At 64.0% G+C, this 25,822-nt stretch carries 24 protein-coding genes, 1 tRNA gene and 1 pseudogene; 12 read left to right on the forward strand and 14 right to left on the reverse strand.

Features of this window, described 5'->3' with window-relative positions; all coding sequences use genetic code 11:
* Positions 1-66: 66 nt before the first annotated feature.
* Positions 67-507, reverse strand: coding sequence for a nuclear transport factor 2 family protein (locus tag AB4Z44_RS03645; RefSeq protein ID WP_404712719.1), 441 nt, complete (start codon positions 505-507; stop codon positions 67-69).
* A 160-nt stretch (positions 508-667) separates the two neighbouring features.
* Here AB4Z44_RS03645 and ettA point away from each other — a divergent pair, with 160 nt between their 5' ends.
* Genes ettA through AB4Z44_RS03665 form a run of 4 tightly spaced genes read left to right on the forward strand, consistent with a single transcriptional unit; the run spans position 668 to position 5,049 of the window.
* On the forward strand, positions 668-2,347 hold the full coding sequence (gene ettA / locus AB4Z44_RS03650) for an energy-dependent translational throttle protein EttA (RefSeq protein WP_404712720.1): 1,680 nt from the start codon (positions 668-670) through the stop codon (positions 2,345-2,347).
* Complete coding sequence (locus AB4Z44_RS03655; RefSeq protein WP_404712721.1) at positions 2,344-2,859, forward strand: hypothetical protein; 516 nt, start codon at positions 2,344-2,346, stop codon at positions 2,857-2,859. Before ettA ends, AB4Z44_RS03655 begins: the two co-directional genes overlap by 4 nt.
* Before the next feature lie 10 nt (positions 2,860-2,869).
* Positions 2,870-3,286 carry a ribose-phosphate pyrophosphokinase gene (locus tag AB4Z44_RS03660; protein ID WP_404712722.1) on the forward strand — a complete coding sequence of 139 codons (417 nt, stop codon included), beginning with the start codon at positions 2,870-2,872 and terminating at the stop codon, positions 3,284-3,286.
* Positions 3,286-5,049 (forward strand): hypothetical protein, encoded by a 1,764-nt coding sequence (locus AB4Z44_RS03665; protein ID WP_404712723.1) that lies wholly within the window; start codon positions 3,286-3,288, stop codon positions 5,047-5,049. The genes AB4Z44_RS03660 and AB4Z44_RS03665 overlap by 1 nt, the downstream gene beginning before the upstream one ends.
* A gap of 29 nt (positions 5,050-5,078) precedes the next feature.
* Here the strand turns inward: AB4Z44_RS03665 and AB4Z44_RS03670 are convergent.
* A tRNA-Lys gene (locus AB4Z44_RS03670) sits at positions 5,079-5,154 on the reverse strand.
* Complete coding sequence (folK, locus tag AB4Z44_RS03675) at positions 5,145-5,657, reverse strand: 2-amino-4-hydroxy-6-hydroxymethyldihydropteridine diphosphokinase (protein WP_404712724.1); 513 nt, start codon at positions 5,655-5,657, stop codon at positions 5,145-5,147. Before folK ends, AB4Z44_RS03670 begins: the two co-directional genes overlap by 10 nt.
* 83 nt (positions 5,658-5,740) lie before the next feature.
* Between folK and AB4Z44_RS03680 the strand changes: the two genes are divergently transcribed.
* Positions 5,741-6,397 carry a uracil-DNA glycosylase gene (locus tag AB4Z44_RS03680; RefSeq protein WP_404712725.1) on the forward strand — a complete coding sequence of 219 codons (657 nt, stop codon included), beginning with the start codon at positions 5,741-5,743 and terminating at the stop codon, positions 6,395-6,397.
* On the opposite strand, the gene AB4Z44_RS03685 is transcribed toward AB4Z44_RS03680, so the two are convergent.
* The 5 genes and pseudogenes from AB4Z44_RS03685 to AB4Z44_RS03705 form a co-directional block, all read right to left on the reverse strand.
* Positions 6,361-7,761, reverse strand: a complete 1,401-nt coding sequence (locus AB4Z44_RS03685; protein ID WP_404712726.1) for an aspartyl protease family protein — start codon at positions 7,759-7,761, stop codon at positions 6,361-6,363. The genes AB4Z44_RS03680 and AB4Z44_RS03685 overlap by 37 nt on opposite strands.
* A gap of 78 nt (positions 7,762-7,839) precedes the next feature.
* On the reverse strand, positions 7,840-8,061 hold the full coding sequence (locus AB4Z44_RS03690) for a retropepsin-like aspartic protease (RefSeq protein ID WP_404712727.1): 222 nt from the start codon (positions 8,059-8,061) through the stop codon (positions 7,840-7,842).
* A 121-nt stretch (positions 8,062-8,182) separates the two neighbouring features.
* Positions 8,183-9,037 (reverse strand): D-amino-acid transaminase, encoded by an 855-nt coding sequence (locus AB4Z44_RS03695; protein ID WP_404712728.1) that lies wholly within the window; start codon positions 9,035-9,037, stop codon positions 8,183-8,185.
* Positions 9,037-9,897: an N-carbamoylputrescine amidase gene (gene aguB, locus AB4Z44_RS03700; protein WP_404712729.1), complete on the reverse strand. Its 861-nt coding sequence runs from the start codon at positions 9,895-9,897 to the stop codon at positions 9,037-9,039. The genes AB4Z44_RS03695 and aguB overlap by 1 nt, the downstream gene beginning before the upstream one ends.
* Positions 9,898-10,004: 107 nt before the next feature.
* Positions 10,005-10,936, reverse strand: a pseudogene (locus tag AB4Z44_RS03705) (agmatine deiminase family protein).
* Positions 10,937-11,127: 191 nt separating this feature from the next.
* On the opposite strand from AB4Z44_RS03705, the gene AB4Z44_RS03710 reads away from it, so the two are divergent.
* The 4 genes from AB4Z44_RS03710 to AB4Z44_RS03725 all read left to right on the forward strand — a co-directional run bounded on the left by AB4Z44_RS03710 (position 11,128) and on the right by AB4Z44_RS03725 (position 19,207).
* Positions 11,128-13,110, forward strand: coding sequence for an alpha/beta hydrolase family protein (locus tag AB4Z44_RS03710; protein WP_404712730.1), 1,983 nt, complete (start codon positions 11,128-11,130; stop codon positions 13,108-13,110).
* A gap of 99 nt (positions 13,111-13,209) precedes the next feature.
* The gene (locus AB4Z44_RS03715; protein WP_404712731.1) at positions 13,210-15,195 is read left to right on the forward strand and encodes an alpha/beta hydrolase family protein; all 1,986 of its coding nucleotides are present in this window, start codon (positions 13,210-13,212) and stop codon (positions 15,193-15,195) included.
* Positions 15,196-15,227: 32 nt separating this feature from the next.
* The gene (locus tag AB4Z44_RS03720; protein ID WP_404712732.1) at positions 15,228-17,210 is read left to right on the forward strand and encodes an alpha/beta hydrolase family protein; all 1,983 of its coding nucleotides are present in this window, start codon (positions 15,228-15,230) and stop codon (positions 17,208-17,210) included.
* Positions 17,211-17,341: 131 nt separating this feature from the next.
* Entirely contained in the window at positions 17,342-19,207 is a 1,866-nt protein-coding gene (locus AB4Z44_RS03725) for an alpha/beta hydrolase family protein (RefSeq protein WP_404712733.1), read from the forward strand.
* Between the two features lie 54 nt (positions 19,208-19,261).
* Here the strand turns inward: AB4Z44_RS03725 and rpsD are convergent, their stop codons facing one another.
* From rpsD to rpiB, 5 genes are all read right to left on the reverse strand, one after another.
* On the reverse strand, positions 19,262-19,876 hold the full coding sequence (gene rpsD / locus AB4Z44_RS03730; RefSeq protein WP_404712734.1) for a 30S ribosomal protein S4: 615 nt from the start codon (positions 19,874-19,876) through the stop codon (positions 19,262-19,264).
* A 155-nt stretch (positions 19,877-20,031) separates the two neighbouring features.
* Positions 20,032-20,790, reverse strand: a complete 759-nt coding sequence (locus AB4Z44_RS03735; RefSeq protein ID WP_404712735.1) for an RNA methyltransferase — start codon at positions 20,788-20,790, stop codon at positions 20,032-20,034.
* A complete protein-coding gene (gene nrdR, locus AB4Z44_RS03740) occupies positions 20,787-21,248 on the reverse strand; it encodes a transcriptional regulator NrdR (RefSeq protein WP_404712736.1) in 462 nt (153 codons plus the stop codon). The genes AB4Z44_RS03735 and nrdR overlap by 4 nt, the downstream gene beginning before the upstream one ends.
* A gap of 9 nt (positions 21,249-21,257) precedes the next feature.
* On the reverse strand, positions 21,258-22,568 hold the full coding sequence (glyA, locus tag AB4Z44_RS03745; protein ID WP_404712737.1) for a serine hydroxymethyltransferase: 1,311 nt from the start codon (positions 22,566-22,568) through the stop codon (positions 21,258-21,260).
* Positions 22,565-23,020 (reverse strand): ribose 5-phosphate isomerase B, encoded by a 456-nt coding sequence (gene rpiB, locus AB4Z44_RS03750; protein WP_404712738.1) that lies wholly within the window; start codon positions 23,018-23,020, stop codon positions 22,565-22,567. Before rpiB ends, glyA begins: the two co-directional genes overlap by 4 nt.
* 265 nt (positions 23,021-23,285) lie before the next feature.
* Here rpiB and AB4Z44_RS03755 point away from each other — a divergent pair, with 265 nt between their 5' ends.
* The 3 genes from AB4Z44_RS03755 to AB4Z44_RS03765 are packed head-to-tail and all read left to right on the forward strand — an operon-like array spanning position 23,286 to position 24,332.
* Positions 23,286-23,501, forward strand: coding sequence for a hypothetical protein (locus tag AB4Z44_RS03755; RefSeq protein WP_404712739.1), 216 nt, complete (start codon positions 23,286-23,288; stop codon positions 23,499-23,501).
* Between the two features lie 10 nt (positions 23,502-23,511).
* The gene (locus AB4Z44_RS03760; RefSeq protein ID WP_404712740.1) at positions 23,512-23,985 is read left to right on the forward strand and encodes a hypothetical protein; all 474 of its coding nucleotides are present in this window, start codon (positions 23,512-23,514) and stop codon (positions 23,983-23,985) included.
* Positions 23,982-24,332: a hypothetical protein gene (locus tag AB4Z44_RS03765; protein WP_404712741.1), complete on the forward strand. Its 351-nt coding sequence runs from the start codon at positions 23,982-23,984 to the stop codon at positions 24,330-24,332. The genes AB4Z44_RS03760 and AB4Z44_RS03765 overlap by 4 nt, the downstream gene beginning before the upstream one ends.
* A gap of 99 nt (positions 24,333-24,431) precedes the next feature.
* Here the strand turns inward: AB4Z44_RS03765 and hemA are convergent, their stop codons facing one another.
* On the reverse strand, positions 24,432-25,646 hold the full coding sequence (gene hemA, locus AB4Z44_RS03770; RefSeq protein WP_404712742.1) for a 5-aminolevulinate synthase: 1,215 nt from the start codon (positions 25,644-25,646) through the stop codon (positions 24,432-24,434).
* Positions 25,647-25,822: the final 176 nt, after the last annotated feature.

The raw sequence follows: 25,822 nt of genomic DNA on the forward strand, positions 1-25,822 counted from the left end.
CCAACATATGGCGAATTGCGCCTCAGATAGGCGTCGAAACCGCGATGTCCAGCCGAATGACGAAGATTATTTTGCCGGCAATCCAGTGACCTGCGTGTAGACCACGACCCAGCGGCCGCCGCGTTTCGCGAACGTGTCGGCATAGCGGAAATGATCGGTGAAGCGTTTGCTGCCGTCGCTGCCCTTCACCCATGCCTCACCGCCGACGATAGCGACATCGGCCGATACGCGCAGGAACAGACGGTCGCTGATCTCGAACGGATCGAGCTTCGATTTGGGATCGGTGAAGCCGGTGATGAATTCGCGCCGGTCGCCGACCCGGCCCGAGCCGCGCACGAACAGGAAGTCGTCCGCCAGCAGCGCCTCCAGCGCCGCGCGATCGCCATGGACCTGCGCATCGTCGAACGCCTTGGCGGCCGCGAGGATATCGGCATTGCCCTCGGCGGATTGGGCGGGGACGGGCGCGGCGACGAGCGCCGCGACGAGGAGCGGAAGGGCGCGTATCATCTTCACCCGATACCGGAAGCCGGCACCAGTGCCAAATCCGGCGCGCTTCGGCGCGATTGCGTGCGGCGACCCGCATCCCCATGTTGGCAAGAACGGGTCGCCGGGCTATCGGCGTGCGACCAGTTTCCAACAGCATCGTATCCCGCGGAGAAGCCACCCCATGGCCGTGCAGTATAGCTTCGTCATGAAGGGCCTGACGAAGACCTTTCCGGGCGCCAACAAGCCCGTGCTCAACAACATCCACCTGCAGTTCCTGCCAGGCACCAAGATCGCGATCATCGGCGTAAACGGCGCCGGCAAATCGACCCTCATGAAGATCATGGCGGGTTACGATAAGGAATATTCAGGAGAGGCGTGGGCGGCCGAGGGTGTCCGGGTCGGCTATCTGCCGCAGGAGCCGCACCTCGACGAGACCAAGACCGTACTGGAGAACGTCAAAGACGGTGCGCGCGCGACCGCCGACATGCTCGATCGCTTCAACGCCATCTCGGCCGAGATGGGCGACCCACAGGACGATACTGATTTCGATGCGCTCATGACCGAGATGGGTGAGTTGCAGGAAAAGATCGATGCGGTCGACGGCTGGAGCCTCGACAACCAGTTGATGATCGCGATGGAAGCGCTGCGCTGTCCGCCAGCGGACAGTTCGGTCGTGAAACTGTCCGGTGGCGAACGCCGCCGCGTCGCGCTGACCAAACTGCTGCTGCAAAAGCCCGAAATCCTGCTGCTCGACGAGCCGACCAACCACCTCGACGCCGAGAGCGTCGCTTGGCTCGAGAATCATCTCAAGGAATATGCCGGCAACGTCATTCTGGTGACCCACGATCGCTACTTCCTCGACAATGTCGTGGGTTGGGTGCTTGAGCTCGATCGCGGGCGCGGCCTGCCGTTCGAGGGCAATTATTCGGCATGGCTCGAAGCCAAGGCGAAGCGCCTCCAGCAGGAGGAGCGCGAGGAGAAGGGCCGCCAGAGCGCGATCACGCAGGAGCTCCAATGGATCCGGCAGAGCCCCAAGGCCCGCCAGACCAAGAGCAAGGCGCGTATCAAGGCGTTCGACGAACTGGTCGAGAAGCAGAATGATCGCCGCCCCGACAGTGCGCAGATCCTGATCCAGATTCCGGAGCGGCTTGGCAACAAGGTCATCGAGGCGCGCGGCCTGACCAAATCCTATGGCGATAAATTGCTATTCGAGGATCTGAGCTTCACGCTTCCGCCCGGCGGCATCGTCGGCGTGATCGGTCCTAACGGCGCCGGCAAGACCACCTTGTTCCGGATGATCACCGGGCAGGAACAGCCCGACGAGGGCGAGATCGAGATCGGCTCGACCGTGAAGCTTGGCTATGTCGACCAGAGCCGCGACCATCTCGATGCGAACAAGAACGTCTGGGAGGAAATCTCCGATGGGCTCGATCGCTTCACCTTCGGCAAGCATGACGTCGCGACGCGCGCTTATGTCGGTGCGTTCAACTTCAAGGGGCCGGACCAGCAGAAGCGCGTCGGCCAGCTTTCGGGCGGTGAACGCAATCGCGTGCACATGGCGAAGATGCTGAAGGAGGGCGGCAACGTCCTGCTGCTCGACGAGCCGACCAACGATCTTGACGTCGAGACGCTGCGCGCGCTGGAAGAAGCACTGGAGAGTTTCGCGGGTTGCGCCGTGGTTATCAGCCACGATCGCTTCTTCCTCGATCGTCTTGCTACTCACATCCTCGCATTCGAGGGTGACAGCCATGTCGAATGGTTCGAGGGCAATTTCGAGAGCTACGAGGAAGACAAGCGCCGTCGCCTCGGCGATGCAGCCGATCGTCCGACGCGGCTGGCCTACAAGAAACTGACGCGGTGATCCGCGGGCTCGACGAGGAACTGCGCACGCTCAAATATTCGCATGTCGAGCGTGAGCGGCGGTTCCTCGTCGATCCGGCCCGACGGCCCGATCTGGCCGGCCTGCCACATATCCTGATCGAGGACCGCTATATCGACGGCAGCCGGATGCGGCTGCGGCGCATGATCGCGTCCGACACCAGCCGGGTCGTGCTCAAGCTCACCAAAAAATATGAGACGGCCGATCCCGCCGCACGGCCGATGGTGACGACCTACCTGACCGACGTGGAATATGCGCTGCTCGCGGCGTTGCCGGCACATTCGCTGGTGAAGCGGCGTTACCCACTCGGTGCTTTCTCGATCGATCTCTTCGAGGGCGCCCTTGCCGGCCTGGAACTCGCGGAGAGCGAGCAACCGAACGAGACTGCGCTCGTCGGGCTCGTACCGCCCGACTGGGCGATACGTGAAGTCAGCAACGATCCGCGCTACGACGGTGGCAATCTCGCCTTGCTGGACGCTTTGCCCGCGCGCTAGGCAAGGGGGCATGGCGATCGAAACTTTGTCCGAATGGCTTGAGCAGGAGGGTATCGTGCCGTCCGAAGGGCCGGGCTCGATCGCCGACGTCCAGCATGTGCGCGCCTTGCTGATCGCGGCGGCTCGCGCGGGCCACTCGGTGAGCTATTCGGAGATACTAGCGCAACTCGGGCACCGTTTCACGCGGCCGAAGATGCGCGCCTTTTGCAAGACGCTCGACGCGATCGATCGCCTGGGCGCGGAGGCCGGTGAGCCTGCGCTTGCCGTGTTGGTCGTGCGTGAAAGCGATCGGCTACCGGGACAGGGCTGGTGGGTCGGATCGCCGGCCCGCGGCTACGAAGGGCCATGGACCGGCTGCGAGGCCGAAGCCCATGTGCGGGAATTGCAGCAACGCACCTTCGATCATTGGCGCGGGGCGAGGGGTTGATGCCAGGAACGGACGCCGCTCCCGAGCCGGTCAAGCTGGTCGTCTGGAATCCGGACGAGACGCTGTGGCAGGGCATGCTCGCCGACGGTGCGGTGAAGGCGAACCAGCCCAACCAGGATATCGTGATCGAGCTTTGTCGGCGCGGCATCCTGAGTTCGCTCTGTGCGACCAGCGATTTCAATTCGATGCGACGTCTGCTGCGCACATTCGGGCTGTGGGATTTCTTCCTCTTCCCGAGCATCTCCTGGTCTTCCGTCGCGGCGCGGATCGAACGGATCATCGAAGCGATGAATATATCGCCGGCAGCCGTGCTGTTCATCGACGATAACGGCTCCAATCGCGCCACCGCGCAGGCGCGCATTCCCGATGTGCAGGTGGCGGGCCCGGAGTTGCTCGCGTCGATTCTGACCGATCCGCGGTTCGCGGGCACGGATGATCCGGGGTTGATTCGGTTCAGCCGGTACAAGCTGCTGGAGCTCCAAGCGGGCGACGCACCGATCGCCGCCGAAAGCGGCAATGACGATTTCCTGCGACTTTCGGGGATCATCGCCACGATCGAGAGCGATGTCGCGGGGAATATCGACCGCGCCATCGATCTGATCAACCATACGAACTGGCTCAACTTCACGAAGAAGCGCCTGCCTTCCGATCGGACGGCCGCAAGGCAGGCCTTGGGCGATGCGATGAAGAACGCCCGCGCGGGTCTGGTCCGTTTGTCAGACGATCATGACGATCATGGCCTGTGCGGTTTCTTCCTCATGCGCGGCGAGCCGCCCCACGCGACACTCGATCATCTCTGTTTTTCATCGCGGATCGCGGGCATGGGCATCGAACACTGGCTGTATGAGAAGATCGGTCGGCCCGGGCTTGTCGTCGCCGGCAAGGTGGCGGCGGATCTCTCCACGCATGGTCGGACCGGCTGGGTCAACGCCGGCGCGGGTTCACTTGCACAGAGCGTGCCGGATATTTCCGGGATCGTCATCCGGGGCGGCGCCGAGATCGACACCATCGCGCGCTATTGCCATCTCAATTCCAGCAATGTCCGGGTCGAGACCGACCGTCGCGAATGGCATGTGGTGCTGCCCCGCAACAGTTCGACGAATCTGATGCTGAGCCTGCACCAGTCGACGCCCGAAACACTGCGTGAACTGCACGTGATCGGCTTTCGCGAGCCCGATCTGTCGAGCCCATTCTGGGCGGTCCCGCCGGGCGGTATCGGCATCCTGAGCTTATGGGGCGATCTCAATTCGCCGCGCTACCGCCATCGCGGTTCAGGGTTGGAGGTCGCTTTTCGCTTCGACCTCCTGCCGGACGATTTCGGCCAGGTCACCAAACAGCATCTTGCCGAATTTGCGCGGGCGAAGGGGCTGACGGAGGAGACGGCCGGGCATGTCCGGCAATTCGTCGATTATTTTGCACGCCATTATGAATTCCTGCCACCGCCGCTCGCACTGGCCCAGCTTCGCACCAACCTGCACGCCATCTTCGCGGCCTTTCCCTGGTCGGCGCGGCTGTTCGTGTTGCTGCCGCCTTCGCAGCGGTCCGCAGGAGAATCTGTGCAGATGCACGATTTGCCCGAGGTGCCCGCCTATAACGATCTCGTTCGAGCGATCGCGGCAGCCTACAGCCATGTCGAAGTGATCGATCCGGCTGAATTCGCCGGCAAGCCCGGCCGCCCCACGGATATGATCAGTCGCGCGACCGGCTTGCGGATCTATCGGGCCGTCATCGAACGCAATGCCGCCGCGCAGGTAGCGCTTTAGCCGCCACGGCGTCGAATTTGGTGAGAAGGTGGTGGGTCCGCCGGGATTCGAACCCGGGACCTCTCGATTAAAAGTCGCTTGCTCTACCGACTGAGCTACGGACCCGACCCGGGGCCGCTCCTATGGATAGCGAGGCGCCGGGTCAACCGCGCACGCGCCTGCGCAACCGTACCGATACGCGGAACGGGCCACTCCGGCGCGATCTTGACCAGCGGATCGAGCACGAAACGGCGCTTGGCCAACCCGATGTGGGGGATCAGGAGCACGGGGCGGCGGCTCGACCAGCGACCCTTTTGCCAGAGCAGGATATCAAGATCCAGAACACGTGCACCCCAGCGTTGGCCGCGTCGTCGCCCGAAAGCACGCTCGATGCGCTTGAGGGCTGCAAGCAGGGCAGGTGGATCGAGCGGCGTTTCGACCAGCGCGGCGGCGTTAGCGAATGCGCGGATCGAAGGACCGATCGGGGCGGTGACGAATGTGGGCGACACCGTCAGCGGTATCACGCCCTCGCGCGGTAACGCTGCGATCGCCGCGGCCAATACGCGTGCTGGTGCGCCATGCCGGCCATGCCGACGGTTGGAACCGAGCGCGATCGCATAGAGAGCCATTTTACGTTTCGTAGCCTTCGCGGCGTCCGGGTCCAGTCGAGATATGATTGGAGCACTGCGTCGCAGCCCGGTATCGCGCAGCGATGACAGCCGAACCCCCGTCCGATTGCCCGCTCTGCCCGCGCCTCGTCGCATTTCGCGACGAACAGCGTGTTACGCATCCCGACTGGTTCAACGCGCCGGTGCCATTGTTCGGCGACCCCGATGCGTGGCTAGCGATCGTGGGATTGGCGCCGGGCCTGAAAGGTGCGAACCGGACGGGGCGACCCTTCACCGGTGACGGCGCTAGCGCGATATTGTTCGAAGCCTTGCTGCGGCTCGGTCTGGCCGAAGGCGTCTATGGCGGCGATGCCGATGACGGGTTGCGGCTAAACGGTGTCGCGATCGTCAACGCGGTACGCTGCGTGCCGCCGGGCAACAAGCCGACGCCGGAGGAGATGCGGACCTGCCGGCCATTTCTGGAGAACGCCTTGGCAGGATTGCCGAGGCTCCGGGTTGTCCTCGCGCTCGGCCAGATCGCGCATCAATCGGCGATCAAGGCGCTCGGTGGAAAACTGCCCAAGGCGCGCTTTGCCCATGGTGCGGAACACCGGCTGCCATCAGGAATGATCGTGATCAATTCCTACCATTGCTCGCGCCTCAATCAGAATGTCGGCTTGCTCGACGCCGCGATGCTGGAGGCGGTGCTGGCGCGATCGATCGCTTATTTGGGTGTCGGGGCCAACAGCGTGACGCCATAGCGTTGCGCCTGGGCCGGTATCGAAGGATCGATCGCCAGCGCTGCGGCGATATCGGCATCGCCCTGGGCTTGCAGATGCTTGCGATGCCTGGCGATACCGCGCCCGTAAAGCGACCAGGCGATATTAGGCTGCATCGCCAGGGCGGCATCATAATCCGCGATGGCCCGGTCGAGATCGCCCATGCGCAAGCGTAGCAGACCGCGCGTGTCGCGATAGCCCGCCGCGTCGGGCGCGGCGCGGACGGCTGTGTTGCAATCGATCAGCGCCTGATCGAGTTCGCGCCCCAGCATCGCGCGCGCCCAGCAGCGGCCGTTCAAGGCCTGCGAATAGCGGCTGTCTTGCGGGCCATGCTTCACCAGCCACTGGCCATACTGGCTGATCGCCTGCTCATAGGCGTCGGCGCGGACGTAGAGTTCGGCCAGCGCCATGTGGACGTTGCCGCCATCGGGGGCGGCCCGGGCGGCTGCGCGGAGATCGGCCATCCCGGTCGTGCGATCGCTGCTGGTGAGATAGATCACCGCGCGATCGATCAGCGCCTCGACATAATCAGGCTTGAGTGCGATCGCGGCGTCGAGATCGGCTTTGGCCAGGCTGGTCTGGCGCATGGCGCGATAGGTGGACGCGCGTGCATAGAGATAGGCGGCATTGGTCGGCGCGAGCGCAATCGCGCGGCTGAGATCGGAGAGCGCATTAGTAAAATCGCGACGAGCCGCCGAAGCTGCGCCGCGCCGAGCGAAGCCGTCGGCGTCGGTTGGCATTGCCTCTCCGGCTGCCGGTAGATCGGGGTCGGCCTGTTTGCTGCCCGGGAATCTCACCTTTCCAGCGGGATCGAACACCGCACCGCCATTATATGTGAGAAGGATGCGCTCCGTGCTGTGCGACACGAACAAGCGGTGCGACAGGAAAAAATCGGCGCCGAGCAAGAGATCGAAATTGAAGCCGGGCATTTCCGAGAAACGCAGCCGCGCATTCTGGATCTGCTCGTCGCCGATCGAGAAAGTGTCGAACGGAGCGCTCCAACTGCGGTTGACGGTGGGGCCGAGCCCACGTGAAGTGCCGTCGGATCGTGCCCTGGGATTTTGGGGCGTCATGCCCGCCTTCGCCGCGGCTTGCAGCGTCATCATCGATCGCGGCGCGCCAGTATCGAAGACGGCGCGCATCGGCTGTCCGTTGACGGTTACCATGCCGACGATGTGGGGGCTGCGCCGGTCCGTCGCGGCGAGGGCAATCGAAGAGACATGCCGATCGCGCGCCCAGTAAGCGAGATCGCTGCCCGAGCAACCCGGCGTACGGAACAGCCGGATCGAGCCGCCCGCCAGATCATATTCGGTATCGGCCACGCTCAGGACGTTGAGCCCCAGCAACCCCGCGCAACCATTGTCGCTCCCCCACCAGGAACACGACGTTCGGGATATTGATGCCGGTCATCCCGAAGTTCGCGATCACGGTCTTCGCGCCGGGAGCCGATCCCCAATCCCCTGGAGCAGGAAGCCGATCGGCATGCGCTCGAGCGTGAGGCCCAGCTGGGATGCCGTGGATGGCGATATCAGGCTGAAATACGCGCCACTGTCGGCAATCAGCTGGACATCCGTTCCGTTGAGCGTGGCGGGTACGATCGGCCGAAGACCGTCCATCGTCACCGGCAGGTCGACGATCTTCCGCATCGTGCATTCGGCAGGTGCCCGCGTCGCTATCAGCAGCGCCAATACCAGCCAGACGCATCGCCAATGAATTATCATTCCCCCAAGGTGGATCGACAAGGCACGGCGCGGTCGGGTGGGGGACTCAGTTCGTGCCGCGTGCCATCTCCAGATAAAGCTCGCGGAGCCGCAGAGCAATCGGCCCCGGCCGGCCATCGCCAATCTGCTGATCGTCGATCTGCACGATCGAAATGACGAAGGTCGAGGCGCTGGTCAGCATCGCTTCGCGGGCCGCGAGCGCTTCGTCCACCGTGAAAGCGCGCTCTTCCAGCCTAACGCCATCGCGTTCCGCCAGCGCCAGCACGGCTGCGCGAGTGCAGCCGGGGAGAATGGCATTGCTGTTGGGGCGGGTGACGAGCGTGCCGTCAGCAGTGACGATGAGGGCGGTCGAAGATGCGCCTTCGGTAACGTAACCGTCCTGGACGAGCCACGCCTCCTGCGCACCAGCCTCCTTCGCCGCCCGTTTGGCCAGCACCTGCGCCAACAGCATGACGCTCTTGATGTCGCGCCGACCCCAGCGAATGTCGGGCATCGTGATGACGCGCGCGCCATTTTTCACCGCGGGGCTTGCCAGCATGTCCGCCGCCTGGGTGAACAGGAGCAGGGTGGGTTTGTCGGGCTCGGCGACGAAATCGCGCTCGGCTGCTCCGCGGGTCAGCTGAATATAGACGGTTCCGCGCGTAAGTCCGTTGCGAGCGACAAGCTCGAGTTCGATCTGCTCGATCTCGGCGATCGTCAGTGGCAGCTTGATTTCCAGCGCCGCCGCCGACCGCTCGAGCCGGGCAAGGTGGCTCGCACTGTCGACCAATTTGCCGTCGAGTACCGCGGTCACCTCATAGATGCCGTCGGCGAACAGGAAGCCGCGATCCATCGGCGAAAGGCGGACATCGGCGAGCGGCTGGAAGTTGCCGTCGAACCAAGCGGTGCGGGTGTCGGTCATCAGATATCCTGGCTGAGGCGGCCGTACAGTTCGGGCCGGCGGTCACGGAAGAAGCCGAAGGCGGCGCGGTGGCGCTTAATCGGCTCGAGATCGAGCGTGGCGACGAGCACGCCGGTTTCGTCACGGCCGAATTCCGCGAGGATGTCGCCGCGTTCGTCGCAGATGAAACTGTTGCCGTAGAAGATCTGTCCGTGTTCGTTGCCGATGCGGTTGGCCGCAACGACCGGCACGACGTTGGAAACCGCGTGCCCTATCATCGCGCGGCGCCACAGGCGCGACGTATCGAGCGTCGGATCGTGCGGTTCGGTGCCGATCGCGGTGGGGTAGAACAGGATCTCCGCCCCCATCAGCATCATCGAACGTGCGGTCTCGGGATACCATTGATCCCAGCATACGCCGACGCCGATCGTGAAATCGGGCGCGGACGCCGGGCCCGGCCACACCTTGAAGCCGGTATTGCCCGGGCGGAAATAGAATTTCTCTTCGTAGCCTGGGCCATCGGGGATGTGGCTCTTGCGATAGACGCCCTGCACCTTGCCATCGGGGCCGATCATGGCGAGGCTGTTATAGTGATGCGGGCCATCGGCTTCGAAAAAGCTGGTGGGGATGGTGACGCCCAGTTCGGCGGCGAGTGCCTGCATCGCGAGCACGGCCTTGTGGGTGCCGACGGGCTTGGCGGTCGCGAACAGGCCCTCGTCCTCGACCCGGCAGAAATAGGGCCCCTCGAACAATTCCGGCGGCAGGATCACCTGCGCGCCCTTGCCCGCAGCCTCGCGGACGAGATCGGAGACGGCCGCGATGTTCGCGTCGATATCGTCGCTGAAGCCGAGTTGGAGCGCGGCGACCGTGAGTTGCGTCATTCTGGCCTCGTCATTCTGCCATTCCGTCATTCCGGCGGAGGCGGGAATCCATATTCTCAAGGGCTCGGAGCTTACGGATCCCCGCCTTCGCGGGAATGTCGGCATTGCTAACCCTGTGGTACCTGCTGGCTGATGCAGTGGAAGCTGCCGCCACCGGTCAGGATATGGTCGGCCCGAAGACCGATTGCCACCCTGTCCGGGAAGAGCTCGCTGATCGCCGCCACCGCCGCGCCATCGTTGCGCGCGCCATAGACCGGCACGATGACCGCCGCATTGCCGATATAGAAGTTCATGTAGGAGGCGGGGATCGCCTCGCCGTCAATCTCTACCAGTCCAGGCGAGGGGATCGACACGATCTCCAGCCCGAAGGCGTGCGCGCGTGCGGCCGCGTCGGCATAGACCGCGGCATTGGGATCGTCGGGTCCGGCAGGCTCGGGCAAGGCCAGGCGGCCGGGCGCCACGAAGCGCGCCAGATTGTCGACATGGCCGTCGGTATGGTCGTTGGCGAGGCCGTCGCCGAGCCACAACAGGCGCTCGATGCCGAGGCTGCTCGCCAAGTTCCGCTCGATATCGTCGCGCAGCAGCCCCGGATTGCGATTGGGGTTGAGCAGGCATTGCTCGGTGGTCACAGCGACGCCGGTGCCATCGACATCGACGGCCCCCCCTCCAGCACCCAGTCCTGCGAATCCACGCTGAAGCCCGCGGCCTCGGCAAGTCGGCCGCCAACGCTCTCGTCACCGGGCAGATGATATTTGCCGCCCCACCAGTTGAACCCGAACCGGATCGCGCGCCGCTGGCCGGCGCCTGCAACGATGATCGCGCCGGTATCGCGCAGCCAGATATCGCCGAATGGCTGAACGGTTACCTCGGCATCGGGCGCCAGTCCGCGCGCAACGGATGCGGCGGTGTCGTCATTGGCCACCAGCACGACCTTTTCGCCACGTCCGTCGGCATGGACGGCGCGCGCGAAGGCGGCCACCTCCTCCTGCGCGGCGGCAAGGTCGTCCTCCCACAATTCGGGATGGCTCGGAAAGCCGATCCAGACCGAATCATGGGGCGCCCATTCGGCGGGCTGGCGGAAGGATTTGGGGGATGGGGCATGGCCTCCGCCTTTGCAAAGCCGGCCTGAGGCTGCAAGCGGATCGTAACCGAAATGGTGCGGCCTGCGGCTTCAAACCCATCAAGCAGCCGGCTAGAACCGAATTGGAGAGCATTTCGGGGGATCATTGAATGGGGTGCGGATCGCGCGCGGGCCTGGCTGCGCTGTTGGCTCTTTCGTCTTTGGCCGCGAAAGCGCAAACCCAGCCCGACATCGCCACCGCGTTCGGTGCCCGCGAATCCGTGCTTTCGATCAGCCTCTCGCCCGACGGCACCAAGCTCGCGATGGTCGTGCCGGGGCCGGGCGACATGAGCATTCTCGCTGTGCGCGGCGTGGCGGACGACTCCCCCATGAAGCCGATCATGCGGTCCGACGGCAAGCATGCGCGGCTGGGCGGCTGCCATTGGGCATCGAACGTGCGGATCGTCTGTTCGGCCTACGGCGTCACCGAGGTCGAATTTCGCAAGGTGCCCTATAGCCGCCTGTTCGCTGTCGATGACGACGGCAAGAATGTCGTCCAGCTGAGCACACGAGAGGGGTTTTTCAGCCTTGGCCTCCAGCTCGGTGGCGGATCGGTGATCGATTGGTTGCCCGACGAATCCGGTGCGGTGCTGATGGCGCGCAATTATCTCCCTGATCGGCATACCGGATCGGTGATCGGCACCGAGACGGAGGGGGTCGGGGTCGACCGGGTCGATACCGGCACGCTCGCATCCAAGAACATCGAAGCGCCGAAGAGAGACATCGCCGAATATATCAGCGACGGTCGCGGCACCGTGCGGATCCAGGGGCTGCAGGGCGTCGCTGGCGCGACTTATCAGATGAGCGGCGTGATCCATTATTCCTATCGCCGTCCGGGCACGCGAGCCTGGGAGCCGCTGGGCGACTATAACTGGCAGACGCAGGAGGGGTTCAATCCCGAGGCGATCGATCACGATCTGAACCTCGTCTACGGGTTCAAGAAGAAGGACGGCCGCCAGGCGCTTTACGCGATCGCGCTCGACGGTAGCCGCAGGGAAGCATTGTTGTTCGCGCGTCCCGACGTCGACGTCAGCGGCTTAGTCCGGATCGGACGGCGCAACCGTGCGGTTGGCGTCAGCTACGAGACCGACATGCAGCATGTGGTCTATTTCGATCCCGTACTCAAGCAGTTGGCGGCATCGCTGGCTAAGGCCATCCCAAGCCAGCCTGACATACGCTTCCTCAATTCGAGCGTCGACGAGCATAAATTGCTGATCTTCGCGGGATCCGATACCGATCCAGGGGTCTATTATCTGTTCGATCGCGACAAGCACGATCTTCATATCCTGGCACTTGCGCGGAATCCCTTGGCGGATCGCAAGCTCGCGACGATGGCGCCGATACGCTATAAGGCCGGCGACGGCGCCGATATCCCGGCTTATCTTACTTTGCCTCCCGGCAAGGAGAGCGCGAAGGGTCTGCCCGCGATCGTGATGCCGCATGGCGGCCCCGCCGCACGCGATAGTTGGGGCTTCGACTGGCTGGTCCAATATTATGCGGCCGCCGGCTATGCAGTGCTTCAGCCCGAATTCCGTGGGTCCTATGGCTATGGGGACGGGTGGTATCGCAAGAACGGGTTCCAATCGTGGCGGACGGCGGTGGGCGACGTCGTCGATGCGGGCCGCTGGCTGGTAAGTTCGGGCATCGCCGACCCGCATAAGCTGGCGATCGTCGGCTGGTCCTATGGCGGCTACGCGGCGCTGCAGTCGGCGGTCATCGCACCCGACCTCTTCAAGGCGGTGGTAGCGATCGCGCCGGTGACCGATCTTGCCATGCTGAAGGAAGAGAGCCGCAACTGGAGCGACAACGCGATCACCAGCGATTTCATCGGCAACGGCACCCATATCCGTGAAGGTTCGCCGCTGCAGAACGTCGACAAGATCAAGGCACCGGTCCTGCTCGCTCACGGCACCAAGGACGCCAATGTCGCATATCAGGAATTGGTCTCGATGGAGGCGCGGCTCAAATCGGCGGGCGACAAGGTGCGGTTGATCAGCTTCGACGGCCTCGATCACCAGCTCGACAATTCTGCCGCGCGCGCGCTTCTGCTGCGCGAGAGCGACACGTTCATCCGCGAGGCGACAGGACAATAACGACACCGCGATAGCACGGAAATGGTATTACCTGCCGCTTCTCAATCCGTGCGGGCGACGGATAGAAGAGTATGTTCGATCTCACTGGGGGTATGTTGGATGGGTGATGGATGGCGTGCGCGCCTCATGGTCGCGCTCGCGGCGTTGTTGCCGGGTATTGGGGGCGCGGAAACGCCCGCCGAAACCGCCGCTGTCTTCGGCGCTCGTGAAAGCATCGAACATCTGAGCCTGTCACCCGATGGCACGAAGCTCGCCATGCTGATGCCGGGCAAGGGGCCCGACACGACGTTATACGTCCGGGGCGTGGGGGATAATGACAAGGTCGTTCCGATCTTCGCCTCGTCGGGCAAGCCCGAGCGAGTGGACCGCTGCGACTGGGTCTCCAACCAGCGTCTGGTCTGTCGGGTCTATGGCATTACCACGATCGAGGATCGCAAGCTGCCGTTCGATCGGCTCGTCGCGATCGATGCCGACGGTAAAAATGTGAAGGTGATCAGCACCCGGGAAACCGCATTCAGCCGTGGTGTGCAACTCGGCGGTGGCCATGTGATCGATTGGCTGCCCGATGAGAATGGTTCGGTCCTGATGACCCGGACCTATCTGCCGCAGGATCATACCGGCTCGCTTTCGGCTTCCACCAAAAGCGGCCTCGGCGTGGACAAGATCGATACCGCGACGCTGGCGGTGCATGGCATCGAACCGCCCAGAGATCGGGCGAACTCCTACATCAGCGATGGCCGCGGCAATGTGCGGATCGCGTCCTCCTACGAGGTTAAGGGGGCGACCCTGCAGATCAGCGGCCTGACGAAATATGTCTATCGTCGGCCCGGATCGCGCGTTTGGGAAGATTTGTCGGTCGTCAACGAAACGACCAGCGATGGATTCGAGCCGCATGCGGTCGATCATGATCTGAACGTCGCCTATGGGTTCAAGAAGAAGGACGGGCGGCTCGCGCTCTATTCGGTCGCGCTCGACGGCACGCGCGCCGAGAAACTGCTTCTCGCGCGAGACGACGTCGATGTGGATGGCCTGATGCGGATTGGCCGGCGCAATCGCGTCGTCGGCGCATCCTACGATACCGATAGCCGCCACTTCGTCTATTTCGATCCGGCCATCGGCCAGATCGCCGCGGCGCTGGGGCGTGCTTTGCCCAAGGCGCCGATCGTAGCCGTGGCCAATTCGAGCGTTGACGAGCATAAGCTGTTGATCTTCGCCGGGTCGGACACCGATCCCGGCGTCTATTACCTGTTCGATCGCGACAAACACGATCTCCACATACTCGAACCGGCGCGCGCGCCGATGGTCGGCCGCACGCTGGCGACGATGAAGCCGGTCCAGTACAGGGCAGCGGACGGCACGATGGTGCCCGCGTTCCTCACGCTGCCGCCCGGCAAGGAAAATGCGAAAGGCCTTCCCGCGATCGTCATGCCGCACGGCGGGCCATCGGATCGCGATAGCTGGGGCTTCGACTGGCTGCCGCAATTCTACGCCGCACGAGGCTTTGCCGTGCTTCAGCCGGAATATCGCGGATCGAGTGGCTATGGCGATGCCTGGTACCAGAATAACGGATTCAAGTCCTGGCGGATCGCGATCGGAGACGTCACCGATGCAGGCCGCTGGCTGGTGAACTCGGGCATCGCCGATCCACACAAGCTCGCGATCGTCGGCTGGTCATACGGCGGTTATGCCGCGCTCCAATCGGCGGTGATCGCACCCGATCTGTTCAAGGCGGTGGTGGCGGTCGCGCCGGTCACCGATCTCGCCATGCTCAAGAGCGAGAGCATCAATTGGACCGATAATATGCTGCGCGGCGATTTCATCGGATCGGGCGATCATATTCGCGAAGGCTCGCCCGCGCAAAACGCCCAGAAGATCAAGGCGCCCGTCCTGCTCGTTCACGGTACGCTCGATGCCAACGTCAACTACAACCAGTCGACCACCATGGCCTCGCGCCTCAAATCAGCGGGCGGCAAGGTGCAGTTGATCACTTTCGACGGGCTCGACCATCAATTGGTGGATTTGGCTGCGCGGAGCCGGTTGCTGCGGGAAAGCGACGCCTTCCTGCAATCGGCGTTGGGGCTGTGAGATCGGGCCATAGCGTCTCGGGAGAAGACCTGATGGACAGGTTGCGTGGCGCCATGCTGGCCGTGCTAACGATATGCCCGATGCTCGCGGTGAAAGCCGAAACACCGGCCGAGATCGCGGCCGCGTTCGGTGCGCGGGCTGCGGCGGAGGATGTGAGCCTCTCGCCGGACGGGACGAAGCTCTCCTTCATCGCACCGACCACGGCGCAGGGATCGGTGCTCTTCGTGCGCGACGTGGCGGACGGGGCGCTGCCGCGCGCCATTCTGAATTCCGACGGCAAGCTCGAACGCCTGGGCAGCTGCAATTGGGCGTCCAACAAGCGATTGGTCTGCCGGGTCGTCGGCGTCGCGGATGTTCAGGGGCGCAAGGTGCACTTCAGCCGCATGTTCGCGATCGACTCCGATGGGAAGAATCTGCGCGAACTCAGCACACGCCAAAACGAATATAGCCGCGGCATCCAGCTCGGGGGTGGATCGGTCGTCGATTGGCTGCCCGACGAGGACGGCGTCGTGCTGATGGCCCGCCGCTACATTCCGGACGACCATCTCGGCAGCCGTGCTGGGTCGACCCGCGACGGGCTCGGCGTCGACCGGATCGACACCAGCACATTGTCGCTCAAGGCGATCGAACTGCCGTACGAGCGGGCGGCAGACTATATCAGCGACGGCCGTGGCACCGTCCGCATTCGGGCGACCTACGGGATCACCGGGCCGAACAACGAGCAGAGCGGCCTCTTCACCTATCAATATCGCCGGGTCGGATCGCGTGAATGGGAAAAACTGTCGGACTATAACAGCACGACGGACGAGGGCTTCAATCCGTTCGCCGTCGATCACGATCTCAACCTCGCCTACGGCTTCAAGAAAAAGGATGGCCGGCTGGCGCTCTACACGGTGGCGCTGGATGGCTCGCTGACCGAGAAACTGGTTCTGGCGCGCGACGATGTCGACGTCGATGGGCTGGTCCGGATCGGCCGGCGCAACCGCGTTGTCGGCGCCTCCTACGACACCGATACCCGCCACGTGGTCTATATCGATCCCGACATCGCCAAACTGGCGGCAGCGCTGGGGCGTGCCCTGCCCAAGAATCCAAACGTCTGGATCGCCGATTCCAGTGTCGACGAGCGGAAATTGCTTGTCTTTGCCGGCAGCGACACCGATCCGGGGCTCTATTACCTGTTCGATCGCGACAAACATGATCTGCACATCCTGTCGCCGGCACGCCCCGAGCTCGAAGGACGCACGCTCGCGACGATGAGGCCGATCCGCTACAAAGCCGGCGACGGCACCGATATTCCCGCTTTCCTGACGTTGCCGACCGGCAAGGAGAACGCGAGGGGCCTTCCCGCAATCGTCATGCCGCACGGCGGCCCCTCGGATCGCGACACGTGGGGCTTCGATTGGCTGCCGCAATATTATGCGGCCCAGGGCTTCGCCGTGCTGCAGCCCGAATATCGCGGATCGAGCGGTTATGGCGACGCCTGGTATCAGAATAACGGCTTTCGATCGTGGCGCACCGCGGTCGGCGACGTTGCCGATGCCGGGCGCTGGCTGGTGGCACAGGGCATCGCGGATCCGCATAAACTGGCGATCGTCGGCTGGTCTTATGGCGGCTATGCCGCGCTCCAATCGGCGGTGATCGCGCCCGATCTGTTCAAGGCGGTGGTGGCGGTCGCGCCGGTCACCGATCTCGCCATGCTCAAGAATGAGAGCGCCGATTGGAGCGACAATCTGCTGGCGCGCGATTTCATCGGCAGCGGACCGCATATCCATGACGGATCGCCTGCCCAGAACGCCGACAAGATCAAGGTGCCGGTCCTGCTCGTCCACGGCACGATGGATGCCAATGTGGATTGTGGGCAATCGACCTATATGGCGTCGCGGCTGAAGGCGGCGGGCGGCAAGGTGCAACTGATCACCTTCGACGGGCTCGATCACCAATTGGTCGACACGGCGGCGCGCACCAAGCTGCTGGTGGAAAGCGATGCATTCCTGCGCGCTGCGATCGGACAATGACGATGATCAGGGGAAAGATGAGATCGGGCTGGAATGGGGCCTTCCTGGCCGGTTTTGTCATTATGACAAGCGCGGCGGGGGCCGAACCGGATAAGCCAGCGCCCAAACAGATGCTCGCACAGATATTCGGTATGCGCGAGCAGGTCCGCGGCATCGAACTGTCGCCCGACGGCAAGCATGCGGTCTTCATCTCCCCCGGAACCGGCCACGAAAGCTACGTCATCGTGATTGACGCGCAGACTCAGGCGCTCAAGGTGGTCGGGTGCGGGAATTCGGACAATGCCGATGTCGTCGCATGCGGCTGGTCCTCCGACACGCGGCTGGTTTGCAAATATGCCGGCACCCTGTTCGGGCAGGGCGCGCCGATCCCCTTCACCCGCACGATCGCGATCGATCTCGACGGCAAGAATCACGTCTATCTCGGCCGCCGGCCCGGAAGCGATGCGACGCGTATCTCCCAATTCGACGGCGACATCGTCGATTGGGGGCCGGGTGACGGCAAGGTTTTGATGACCCGCGATTATGTGCCTAACGGTGGCGGCAGCGCCGGCTTCGACGGGATCGGGATCGATCGCGTGGATACTGTCACCGGGCGTGGCACCAATATCGAGCGGCCCAACACCGTTGTTGGCTGGTTCCTGTCGGACGGACAGGGCAACATCCGCATTCGTGCCACGCCCGATCGTGATGGCGGGGGCAATCTGCTCGGCTCGACGACCTACACCTATCGTCAACAGGGTGACACGAGTTGGAAGCCCTTTTCGAAAGTGGGGCGTGACGGCAAGAATTTCCGGCCGCTCGCCGTGGATGGCGCGCGCAACCTCGCTTATGCGGTACGATCGCTCGAAGGACGCGATGCGCTCTACAGCGTCGCACTTGACGGCAGCTTCAAGGCCGATCTGGTGGCCAGCCACAAGGATGTCGATATCGACGATGTCGTCACGATCGGCCGCCATGGCCGCGTCATCGGCGATTATTACGAGACCGATCAGCCGCAGGTGGATTATTTCGATCCGGCCTATAAGGCGCTGGGCGCCGCTCTCAGCCGCGCATTGCCGAAGACTCCACTTATCCGTCTGTTGAGCGCCAGTGCCGACGAGCAGAAGCTGATCGTGTGGGCCGGCAGCGATGTCGATCCTGGCCACTACTTCATTCTTGATCGCACCACGCGTCGGATGGATCCGCTGGTGGATGCCCGGATCGGCATCGACGATCTGACGATGGCGCCGCAGAACAGCATGACGTTCAAGGCGGCGGACGGAACGGTCATCCCCGCTTATCTGACCCTGCCGCCGGGGAAGACGGAGGCGAAAGGCCTGCCCGCGATCGTGATGCCGCATGGCGGACCTTCGTTGCGCGATAGTTGGGGGTTCGACTGGCTCGTCCAGTTCTTCGCGCAGCGCGGTTATGCGGTGATCCAGCCGCAATATCGCGGCTCGGCCGGCTATGGCGATGCCTTCTTCCGTAACAATGCCTTCCACGATTGGGAGGTAGCGATGGGGGACGTGCGCGATGCCGGGCGTTGGCTGGTGAGCGAGGGCAAGGCCGATCCGGCAAAGCTTGCGATCGTTGGCTGGTCTTATGGCGGTTATGCGGCGCTTCAGGTCAGCGCGGTGGAACCCGGTCTGTTCAAGGCGATCGTGGCGGTGGCGCCCGTCACCGATCTCGGCATGCAAAAGGCGGCTGCGCGCGATTACACCGATGCCGATATCGTCGCGCAGCAGATCGGATCGGGCGATATCGTCAGCAAGGGATCGCCCGCGCGCCATGCCGACCGCATCGGGGTGCCCGTGCTGATGTTCCATGGCGATCATGACACCAACGTGCAGGTCGATCAGTCGAAGGCGATGGACAAGGCGCTCAAAAGGGCTGGAAAGGACAGCACGCTCGTGATCTTCCCGGGGCTCGATCATCAACTCGACGACAGCGACGTGCGCGCCAAGATGCTCGATCAGGCAGATCGTTTCCTGCGCACGGCGATGAAGATCGAAGGCTGAAACAAAAAGGGCGGCCCCGCAGGACCGCCCTTTCGTGTTCCAGTGGAAACCGGATCAGCGCGAATAGAATTCGACGACCAGGTTCGGTTCCATCTTCACCGGGTAAGGCACCTCGTCCAGCGTGGGAACGCGGATATAGGTGACCTTGGTGGCGCCGTCGGGGGCGACATAATCGGGGATGTCGCGCTCGGACAGACCCTGCGCTTCCATCACCAGCGCCATTTCCTGCGCCTTGCTACCGAGCGTCAGCTCGTCGCCCGGCTTCACGAGGCGGCTGGCGATGTTGCACTTCACGCCGTTGACGCGGATGTGACCGTGGCTGACCAGCTGGCGCGCGGCGAAGATCGTTGGCGCGAACTTGGCACGGTAGACGACCGCGTCGAGGCGGCGCTCGAGCAGGCCGATCAGGTTCTGCGAGGTATCGCCCTTCATGCGCGACGCCTCGGTATAGGCCTTCTTGAACTGCTTCTCGGTGACGTCGCCGTAATAGCCCTTCAGCTTCTGCTTCGCCTTGAGCTGGGTGCCGTAATCGGAAACCTTGCCCTTGCGGCGCTGGCCGTGCTGACCGGGACCGTATTCGCGCTTGTTGACAGGCGACTTGGGACGGCCCCAGATATTCTCGCCCATGCGGCGATCGAGCTTATGCTTGGCGCTGGTGCGCTTCGACATGTGTCTTCCTTCAATTGCGTCGCGCTTGAACGAAATGCCCAAACGAAATCCCCGGGACCGCGCTGCTTTTCCAAAGAGGAGGGCAGGGCCACCGCTTCACCAGGGGTGCGGGGCCAATTGCGAGGGCGCGCCTATGACCGCGCGGATGACAAAAGTCAACCGCGTGACGGACGCGGCCTATCGAGCGTAGAGAGAATGCCGCGCACGGTGCGCACTTCTTGGCTGCTCCAGCGTGGCTTGGTGAGCAGAGTGCGCAGCATGCGGCGCGTCACGGATGCGCGATCGGGCGGGAAGAAATAGCCGGCCTGATCGAGCATCGCATCGAGCTGGGCGATCATCCCGTCGAGCTCCGCCTGCGGGGCAGGGGGATCGATTTCGGTGACGGGCGGCTGGGCGAGTTTCTCGGCCTTCGACCATTCATAGGCGACGAGGATCACGGCCTGGGCGAGGTTGAGGCTGCCGAATTCTGGGTTGATCGGCACTGTCAGGATCGTGCGTGCGACGGCGACATCGTCGGTGTCGAGGCCTGAGCGCTCCGGGCCGAACAGGATGGCGGAGCGGCCTGGGCCGGCGTGGATCGCGGCGGCGGCTTCGTCGGGGCGGACGACCGGCTTGGTCACGCCACGCTTGCGCACGGTGGTGGCGTAGACATTCTCGCAATCGGCGACGGCCTCGGCGACGCTGTCGAACAGTCTGGCGTTTTCGAGCACGCTATCGGCGCCGGATGCGGCCGGCCCCGCGCCGGGATTGGGCCAGCCGTCGCGCGGGGCGACGAGGCGCAAATCGGTCAGCCCGAAATTGAGCATTGCCCGTGCAGCCTTGCCGATATTCTCGCCGAGTTGCGGGCGGACGAGGACGATGGCGGGTTGGGGCAACACCGCTCCGTCCGTCCCGAGCGCAGTCGAGGTGGTCACTCTTTCCCGATCTCGCTCACGCTGCCGGCAAAATCCTCGAAGTCCTTCGCCTCGCGGAAATCCTTATAGACGCTCGCGAACCGGATATAGGCCACGCTGTCGAGCCGCTGGAGCCCATCCATCACCATCTCGCCAACCCGGTTGGCGTCGATCTCGCTCTCGCCGCTCGTCTCCAACTGGCGCTGGATCGACGAGACGAGGCGATCAATCTGCTCGCTCGTCACGGGGCGTTTGCGTGCGGCGATCGCGATCGAGCGTTCCAGCTTGGTGCGATCGAACGCCTCGCGCGCGCCGTCCTTCTTGACCATCGTCAGCTCGCGCAATTGGACGCGTTCGAACGTCGAAAAACGCGCGCCGCAGCCTTCGCACTGGCGGCGGCGGCGGATCGAGGCGCCGTCCTCGGTCGGGCGGCTGTCCTTAACCTGGCTGTCGGGATGGGCGCAGAAGGGGCAGCGCATGCTTGAGCGTCAAAGCCCCGGATAGATCGGGAAGCGCGCGCACAAAGCCTCGACCCGGCCGCGAACCGATTCCTCGACCTGACCATCGCCGGCCTCGCCATTCTTGCGCAGGCCGTCGACCACTTCCGCGATCATCGCGCCGATCTCACGGAACTCGGCGGTGCCGAAGCCGCGGGTCGTGCCCGCGGGCGTGCCGAGGCGAATGCCCGAGGTGATGAACGGCTTGGCCGGATCGTAGGGGATGGCATTCTTGTTGCAGGTGATCGATGCGCGATCGAGCGCCTTCTCGGCATATTTGCCCTTGGCGTCCTTGGGGCGAAGATCGACCAGCATGAGATGGTTGTCGGTGCCGCCCGAGACAATGTCGAGGCCCTCGGCCTGAAGCGATTCCGCCAGCGCGCGCGCATTGTCGACGATATTCTGCGCGTAGGCCTTGAATTCGGGCTGGAGCGCCTCGTGGAAGGCGACCGCCTTGGCGGCGATGACGTGCATCAGCGGGCCGCCCTGCAGGCCGGGGAACACCGCCATGTTCATCTTCTTCGCCATGTCCTCATCGTTGGTGAGGATCATGCCGCCGCGCGGGCCGCGCAGCGACTTATGCGTGGTGGTGGTGACGACATGCGCGTGCGGCACCGGATTGGGATGAAGGCCGCCCGCGACCAGCCCGGCGAAATGGGCCATATCGACCATCAGGTACGCGCCGATCTCGTCGGCGATCTCGCGGAAGCGCTTGAAATCCCAGATGCGCGAATAGGCCGTGCCGCCGGCGATGATCAGCTTCGGCCGCTCGCGCCGCGCGGTCTCGGCGATCTCGTCCATATCGAGCAGTTGGTCGTCACGCCGCACGCCATAGGGGATCGGCTTAAACCACTTGCCCGACATATTGACGGGCGATCCATGGGTGAGGTGGCCGCCGGCGGCGAGATCGAGCCCCATGAAGCTGTCGCCCGGCTGGAGCAGGGCCAGGAACACCGCCTGGTTCATCTGGCTGCCCGAATTGGGCTGCACATTGGCGAAATTCGCGCCGAACAATTGCTTGGCGCGGTCGATCGCGAGCTGCTCGACGATATCGACATATTCGCAGCCGCCATAATAACGGCGGCCGGGATAGCCCTCGGCATATTTGTTAGTGAGGACCGATCCCTGCGCCTCGAGCACCGCGCGGCTGACGATATTCTCCGAGGCGATCAGCTCGATCTTGTCGCGCTGGCGGCCGAGTTCGAGCCCGATTGCTTCCGCGACCTGCGGATCGATTGCGGCAAGACCTCGCGTGAAGAAACCCTCACGAGCGTCCGCGAAAAAGGCGGGTTTGGTGCTCATACGGACTCCTTGGTGAGGCTTGGGTGGGAAAGCTTGGCGACGCGCTGATCGTGACGGCCGCCTTCATAGTCGGTGGCGAGGAAAGCGGTGATGCACGCCTTGGCCATGTCCTCGCCGATCAGACGTGCGCCGAGTGCCACGACATTGGCATTGTTGTGCTGGCGCGCAAGCGCGGCGCTGACCGGTTCGCTCACGAGCGCGCAGCGGCAGGAAGGCTCGCGATTGACCGCGATCGAGATGCCGATGCCCGAGCCGCAGATCGCGACGCCATAATCGGCATCGCCATCCGCGATCGCCCGCGCCAGACGATAGCCATAATCGGGATAGTCGACCCGCTCGCTGCCATGCGTGCCGAGATCCTGCACGTCATGACTTTGTTTGCGCAGCCAGCCGGCAAGCAGATCCTTGAGGTCGACGGCGGCATGATCGGAGGCGATGGCGATACGGGCCACGCGGTTCTTCCTGACAGGTGATTCGGATGCGGGCCTCTCTAGGGAAGCCTGTTCCGGAGCGCCACCAAGCATCGCTTGGGGCGGATCAAACATTGGCTAATGCTGCAAATCTGCCGCGCTGGCGGGCCAAACCTATGAAAACCTTATGCCGATGCCGGACGGGCCGTATCGATAACCTACGGCGGCAGGGCCTAATTGGGCGTCGATCGCGCAAGGTTGCGCTGATCCGCGCCGGACGTTCCCTTCCGGCTTCGAGCATGTTCAGATGCTGCAATCACTTTCGGACCCTGCCCCCGTCACCTTGCTGGTCGGGCAGGATAGCCATGGCCATTGGCTGGTGCAGGAGCAGGGCGGGGCGCTGGAGGGCTGCTTCGTGTCGCGTGCCGCCGCACTCGACTTCGCGCGGTGGGAACGCCACGCTTATCCTTCGGCGCGCGTGCAGTTGTCGGCGGACCCGCTGACGCCGCGCGTCGTCTGCTGAGGAGGCGGCCATGGCAAGTCTGGCTCCTCTCCCAGGCCTCGTTGCGCCGCGCGTCCTGTCGCCGGACGAGCGGCGGATTGCCCATCTGATCGACGCGGCGCTGCTGGAAATGCAGGCAGCCGGCCGTCACGCCGTGCGAATCGTCGATATCGGCTGCCGATCGGGCGCGACCCTGATCCGCGCGCTCGTGCGGGCGCGTGGGCTGGGGTTCGTCGCGATCGAGGGACGCGGCGTCGATCTGTCGGGGGACGATGTGATGATCGCACGCTGGGCGACGCGCACCTGGCGTGATCCGGCGATCGGCGTAGCATTCGAGGCGGGCGATATTCTCGATGCGCTGGCGCAGGAGGAGGATGCGAGCGTCGATATCCTGCTCTGCGCACGCGACGCGCTCGAACGGCTGCCGATCTTCGCGCGGCGGGCGGCAGCCGGCGAGATTCGCCGGATCGCCGATCGACTGCTGCTCAAGGGAGCGCATCGATGAGCGGCCGCGATCTCATCGCGCGCGCGATCGGCGGCATGTGCGTCGCGGCAAGCTGGGGCGTGTGCCTATGGCTCCGCGCGATCATGCCCGAACCGCCGCAGGGAGCGACACTGCTTCAGGTGGGGTTGGTGCTGGCGAGCTTCGTGCTGTCGCTGATCGGGCTGCTGCTGATCCTCAACGGCGCGAAGCTGTTGCGCTGGCCGGCGCCAAGCCAGCCGGTGCACGGTGCGCGAACGCCAAAGCCCGGCTCACTGTCCGCCTTGTCGCTGGCCGATGACCGCGCGGCGCGGGTGGATGCGTTGACGCGGCGCGCGATCGTGTCGCGGATGGAGCGGAGGAAAGGATAATTCTCAATCGCCCAGCCATCTCGAGCGAAGTAGGGGGACCGCCAGCATCGAGCCCTTCGACTTCGCTCGAGACAATCGGAAACAGGAGGCCGCCGCCGCTCAGGCGGCGAGCCGCATTTCCATTCGGCTCCAGATTTCGACGAGGGCCTCGACGAGTTCGCGCATCATGGCCTCGCTGTGGGCGGGGCCGGGGGTGAAGCGCAGGCGCTCGGTGCCGCGCGGCACGGTCGGATAATTGATCGGCTGGACGTAGACGCCATATTCGGCGAGCAGGATGTCGCTCGCGCGCTTGGCCTTGACCGGATCGCCCACCATCAAGGGCACGATATGCGTGGTCGACGGCATCACCGGCAGGCCGGCTTCCTCCATCAGCGCCTTGAGCGTGGCTGCCGCCGCCTGCTGGCCGTCGCGCTCCTCGCTCGACGCCTTGAGGTGGCGCACGCTCGCCAGCGCACCCGCGACCAGCACCGGCGACAGGCTGGTGGTGAAGATGAAGCCGGGCGCGTAGCTGCGGATCACGTCGATGATCATCTTGTCGGCGGCGATGTAGCCTCCCATCACGCCGAACGCCTTGCCGAGCGTGCCCTCGATCACGGTGATACGCGAGGCCGCGTCGTCGCGATCCGAGATGCCGCCGCCGCGCGGGCCGTACATGCCGACGGCATGGACCTCGTCGAGATAGGTCAGCGCCTGATATTTGTCGGCCAGGTCGCAGATGGCGTGGATCGGCGCGACGTCTCCGTCCATCGAATAGACGCTCTCGAACGCGATCAGCTTGGGCGTTTCGGGATCGACCTCGGCCAGCAACTCCTCGAGATGCTCGAGATCGTTGTGGCGGAAGACGCGCTTCTCGCAGCCCGAATTGCGGATGCCCGCAATCATCGAGGCATGGTTCAATTCATCCGAGAAGATCACGCAGCCGGGCAGGACCTTGGCCAGCGTCGACAGCGTCGCCTCGTTCGAGACGTAGCCCGACGTGAACAGCAAGGCGCCTTCCTTGCCGTGGAGATCGGCCAGCTCATATTCCAGATCGACATGGTAATGCGTGTTGCCGCCGATATTGCGCGTGCCGCCCGATCCCGCGCCGACATCGTGCAGCGCCTCCTCCATCGCCGCGATCACATCGGGATGCTGGCCCATCGCCAGATAGTCGTTCGAGCACCACACCGTGATCGGCTTCGGGCCGTTATGCCCCGCAAAGCAGCGCGCATTGGGAAACATCCCCTTGTTGCGCAGGATGTCGATGAAAACCCGGTAGCGACCCTCAGCATGAAGCCGATCAATCGCCTGGGTGAAAACGCGGTTATAATCCAACGACGTGATCCCTGGCACCAAATCGGTGCGGCACTTAGCGATACGAACGCCGATTTGCCAGCGCGAAACCGTCACATTCGTTCGATCATCAGACCCAAAGACGTCCCGGCAGCGAAGGCTGGCATCTCAGGAGGAAGCGCGCGCACCTCGTCTCTCACCAGACCCCAGCCTGCGCT

It is taken from the genome of Sphingomonas sp. MMS24-J13, from assembly GCF_044905095.1.
Classification (GTDB): domain Bacteria; phylum Pseudomonadota; class Alphaproteobacteria; order Sphingomonadales; family Sphingomonadaceae; genus Sphingomonas_I.

Excerpts from the sequence above, each read along its gene's own strand:
- AB4Z44_RS03690 (WP_404712727.1), bottom strand. The coding sequence starts at position 8,061 with ATGCGGAAGATCGTCGACCTGCCGGTGACGATGGACGGTCTTCGGCCG.
- AB4Z44_RS03695 (WP_404712728.1), bottom strand. The coding sequence starts at position 9,037 with ATGACCGACACCCGCACCGCTTGGTTCGACGGCAACTTCCAGCCGCTC.
- AB4Z44_RS03755 (WP_404712739.1), top strand. The coding sequence starts at position 23,286 with ATGCTGCAATCACTTTCGGACCCTGCCCCCGTCACCTTGCTGGTCGGG.
- AB4Z44_RS03765 (WP_404712741.1), top strand. The coding sequence starts at position 23,982 with ATGAGCGGCCGCGATCTCATCGCGCGCGCGATCGGCGGCATGTGCGTC.
- AB4Z44_RS03680 (WP_404712725.1), top strand. The coding sequence starts at position 5,741 with ATGACAGCCGAACCCCCGTCCGATTGCCCGCTCTGCCCGCGCCTCGTC.
- AB4Z44_RS03660 (WP_404712722.1), top strand. The coding sequence starts at position 2,870 with ATGGCGATCGAAACTTTGTCCGAATGGCTTGAGCAGGAGGGTATCGTG.
- ettA (WP_404712720.1), top strand. The coding sequence starts at position 668 with ATGGCCGTGCAGTATAGCTTCGTCATGAAGGGCCTGACGAAGACCTTT.
- aguB (WP_404712729.1), bottom strand. The coding sequence starts at position 9,897 with ATGACGCAACTCACGGTCGCCGCGCTCCAACTCGGCTTCAGCGACGAT.
- nrdR (WP_404712736.1), bottom strand. The coding sequence starts at position 21,248 with ATGCGCTGCCCCTTCTGCGCCCATCCCGACAGCCAGGTTAAGGACAGC.
- AB4Z44_RS03645 (WP_404712719.1), bottom strand. The coding sequence starts at position 507 with ATGATACGCGCCCTTCCGCTCCTCGTCGCGGCGCTCGTCGCCGCGCCC.
- AB4Z44_RS03710 (WP_404712730.1), top strand. The coding sequence starts at position 11,128 with ATGGGGTGCGGATCGCGCGCGGGCCTGGCTGCGCTGTTGGCTCTTTCG.
- AB4Z44_RS03665 (WP_404712723.1), top strand. The coding sequence starts at position 3,286 with ATGCCAGGAACGGACGCCGCTCCCGAGCCGGTCAAGCTGGTCGTCTGG.
- AB4Z44_RS03715 (WP_404712731.1), top strand. The coding sequence starts at position 13,210 with ATGGGTGATGGATGGCGTGCGCGCCTCATGGTCGCGCTCGCGGCGTTG.
- AB4Z44_RS03720 (WP_404712732.1), top strand. The coding sequence starts at position 15,228 with ATGGACAGGTTGCGTGGCGCCATGCTGGCCGTGCTAACGATATGCCCG.
- AB4Z44_RS03725 (WP_404712733.1), top strand. The coding sequence starts at position 17,342 with ATGCGCGAGCAGGTCCGCGGCATCGAACTGTCGCCCGACGGCAAGCAT.
- AB4Z44_RS03760 (WP_404712740.1), top strand. The coding sequence starts at position 23,512 with ATGGCAAGTCTGGCTCCTCTCCCAGGCCTCGTTGCGCCGCGCGTCCTG.
- rpsD (WP_404712734.1), bottom strand. The coding sequence starts at position 19,876 with ATGTCGAAGCGCACCAGCGCCAAGCATAAGCTCGATCGCCGCATGGGC.
- folK (WP_404712724.1), bottom strand. The coding sequence starts at position 5,657 with ATGGCTCTCTATGCGATCGCGCTCGGTTCCAACCGTCGGCATGGCCGG.
- glyA (WP_404712737.1), bottom strand. The coding sequence starts at position 22,568 with ATGAGCACCAAACCCGCCTTTTTCGCGGACGCTCGTGAGGGTTTCTTC.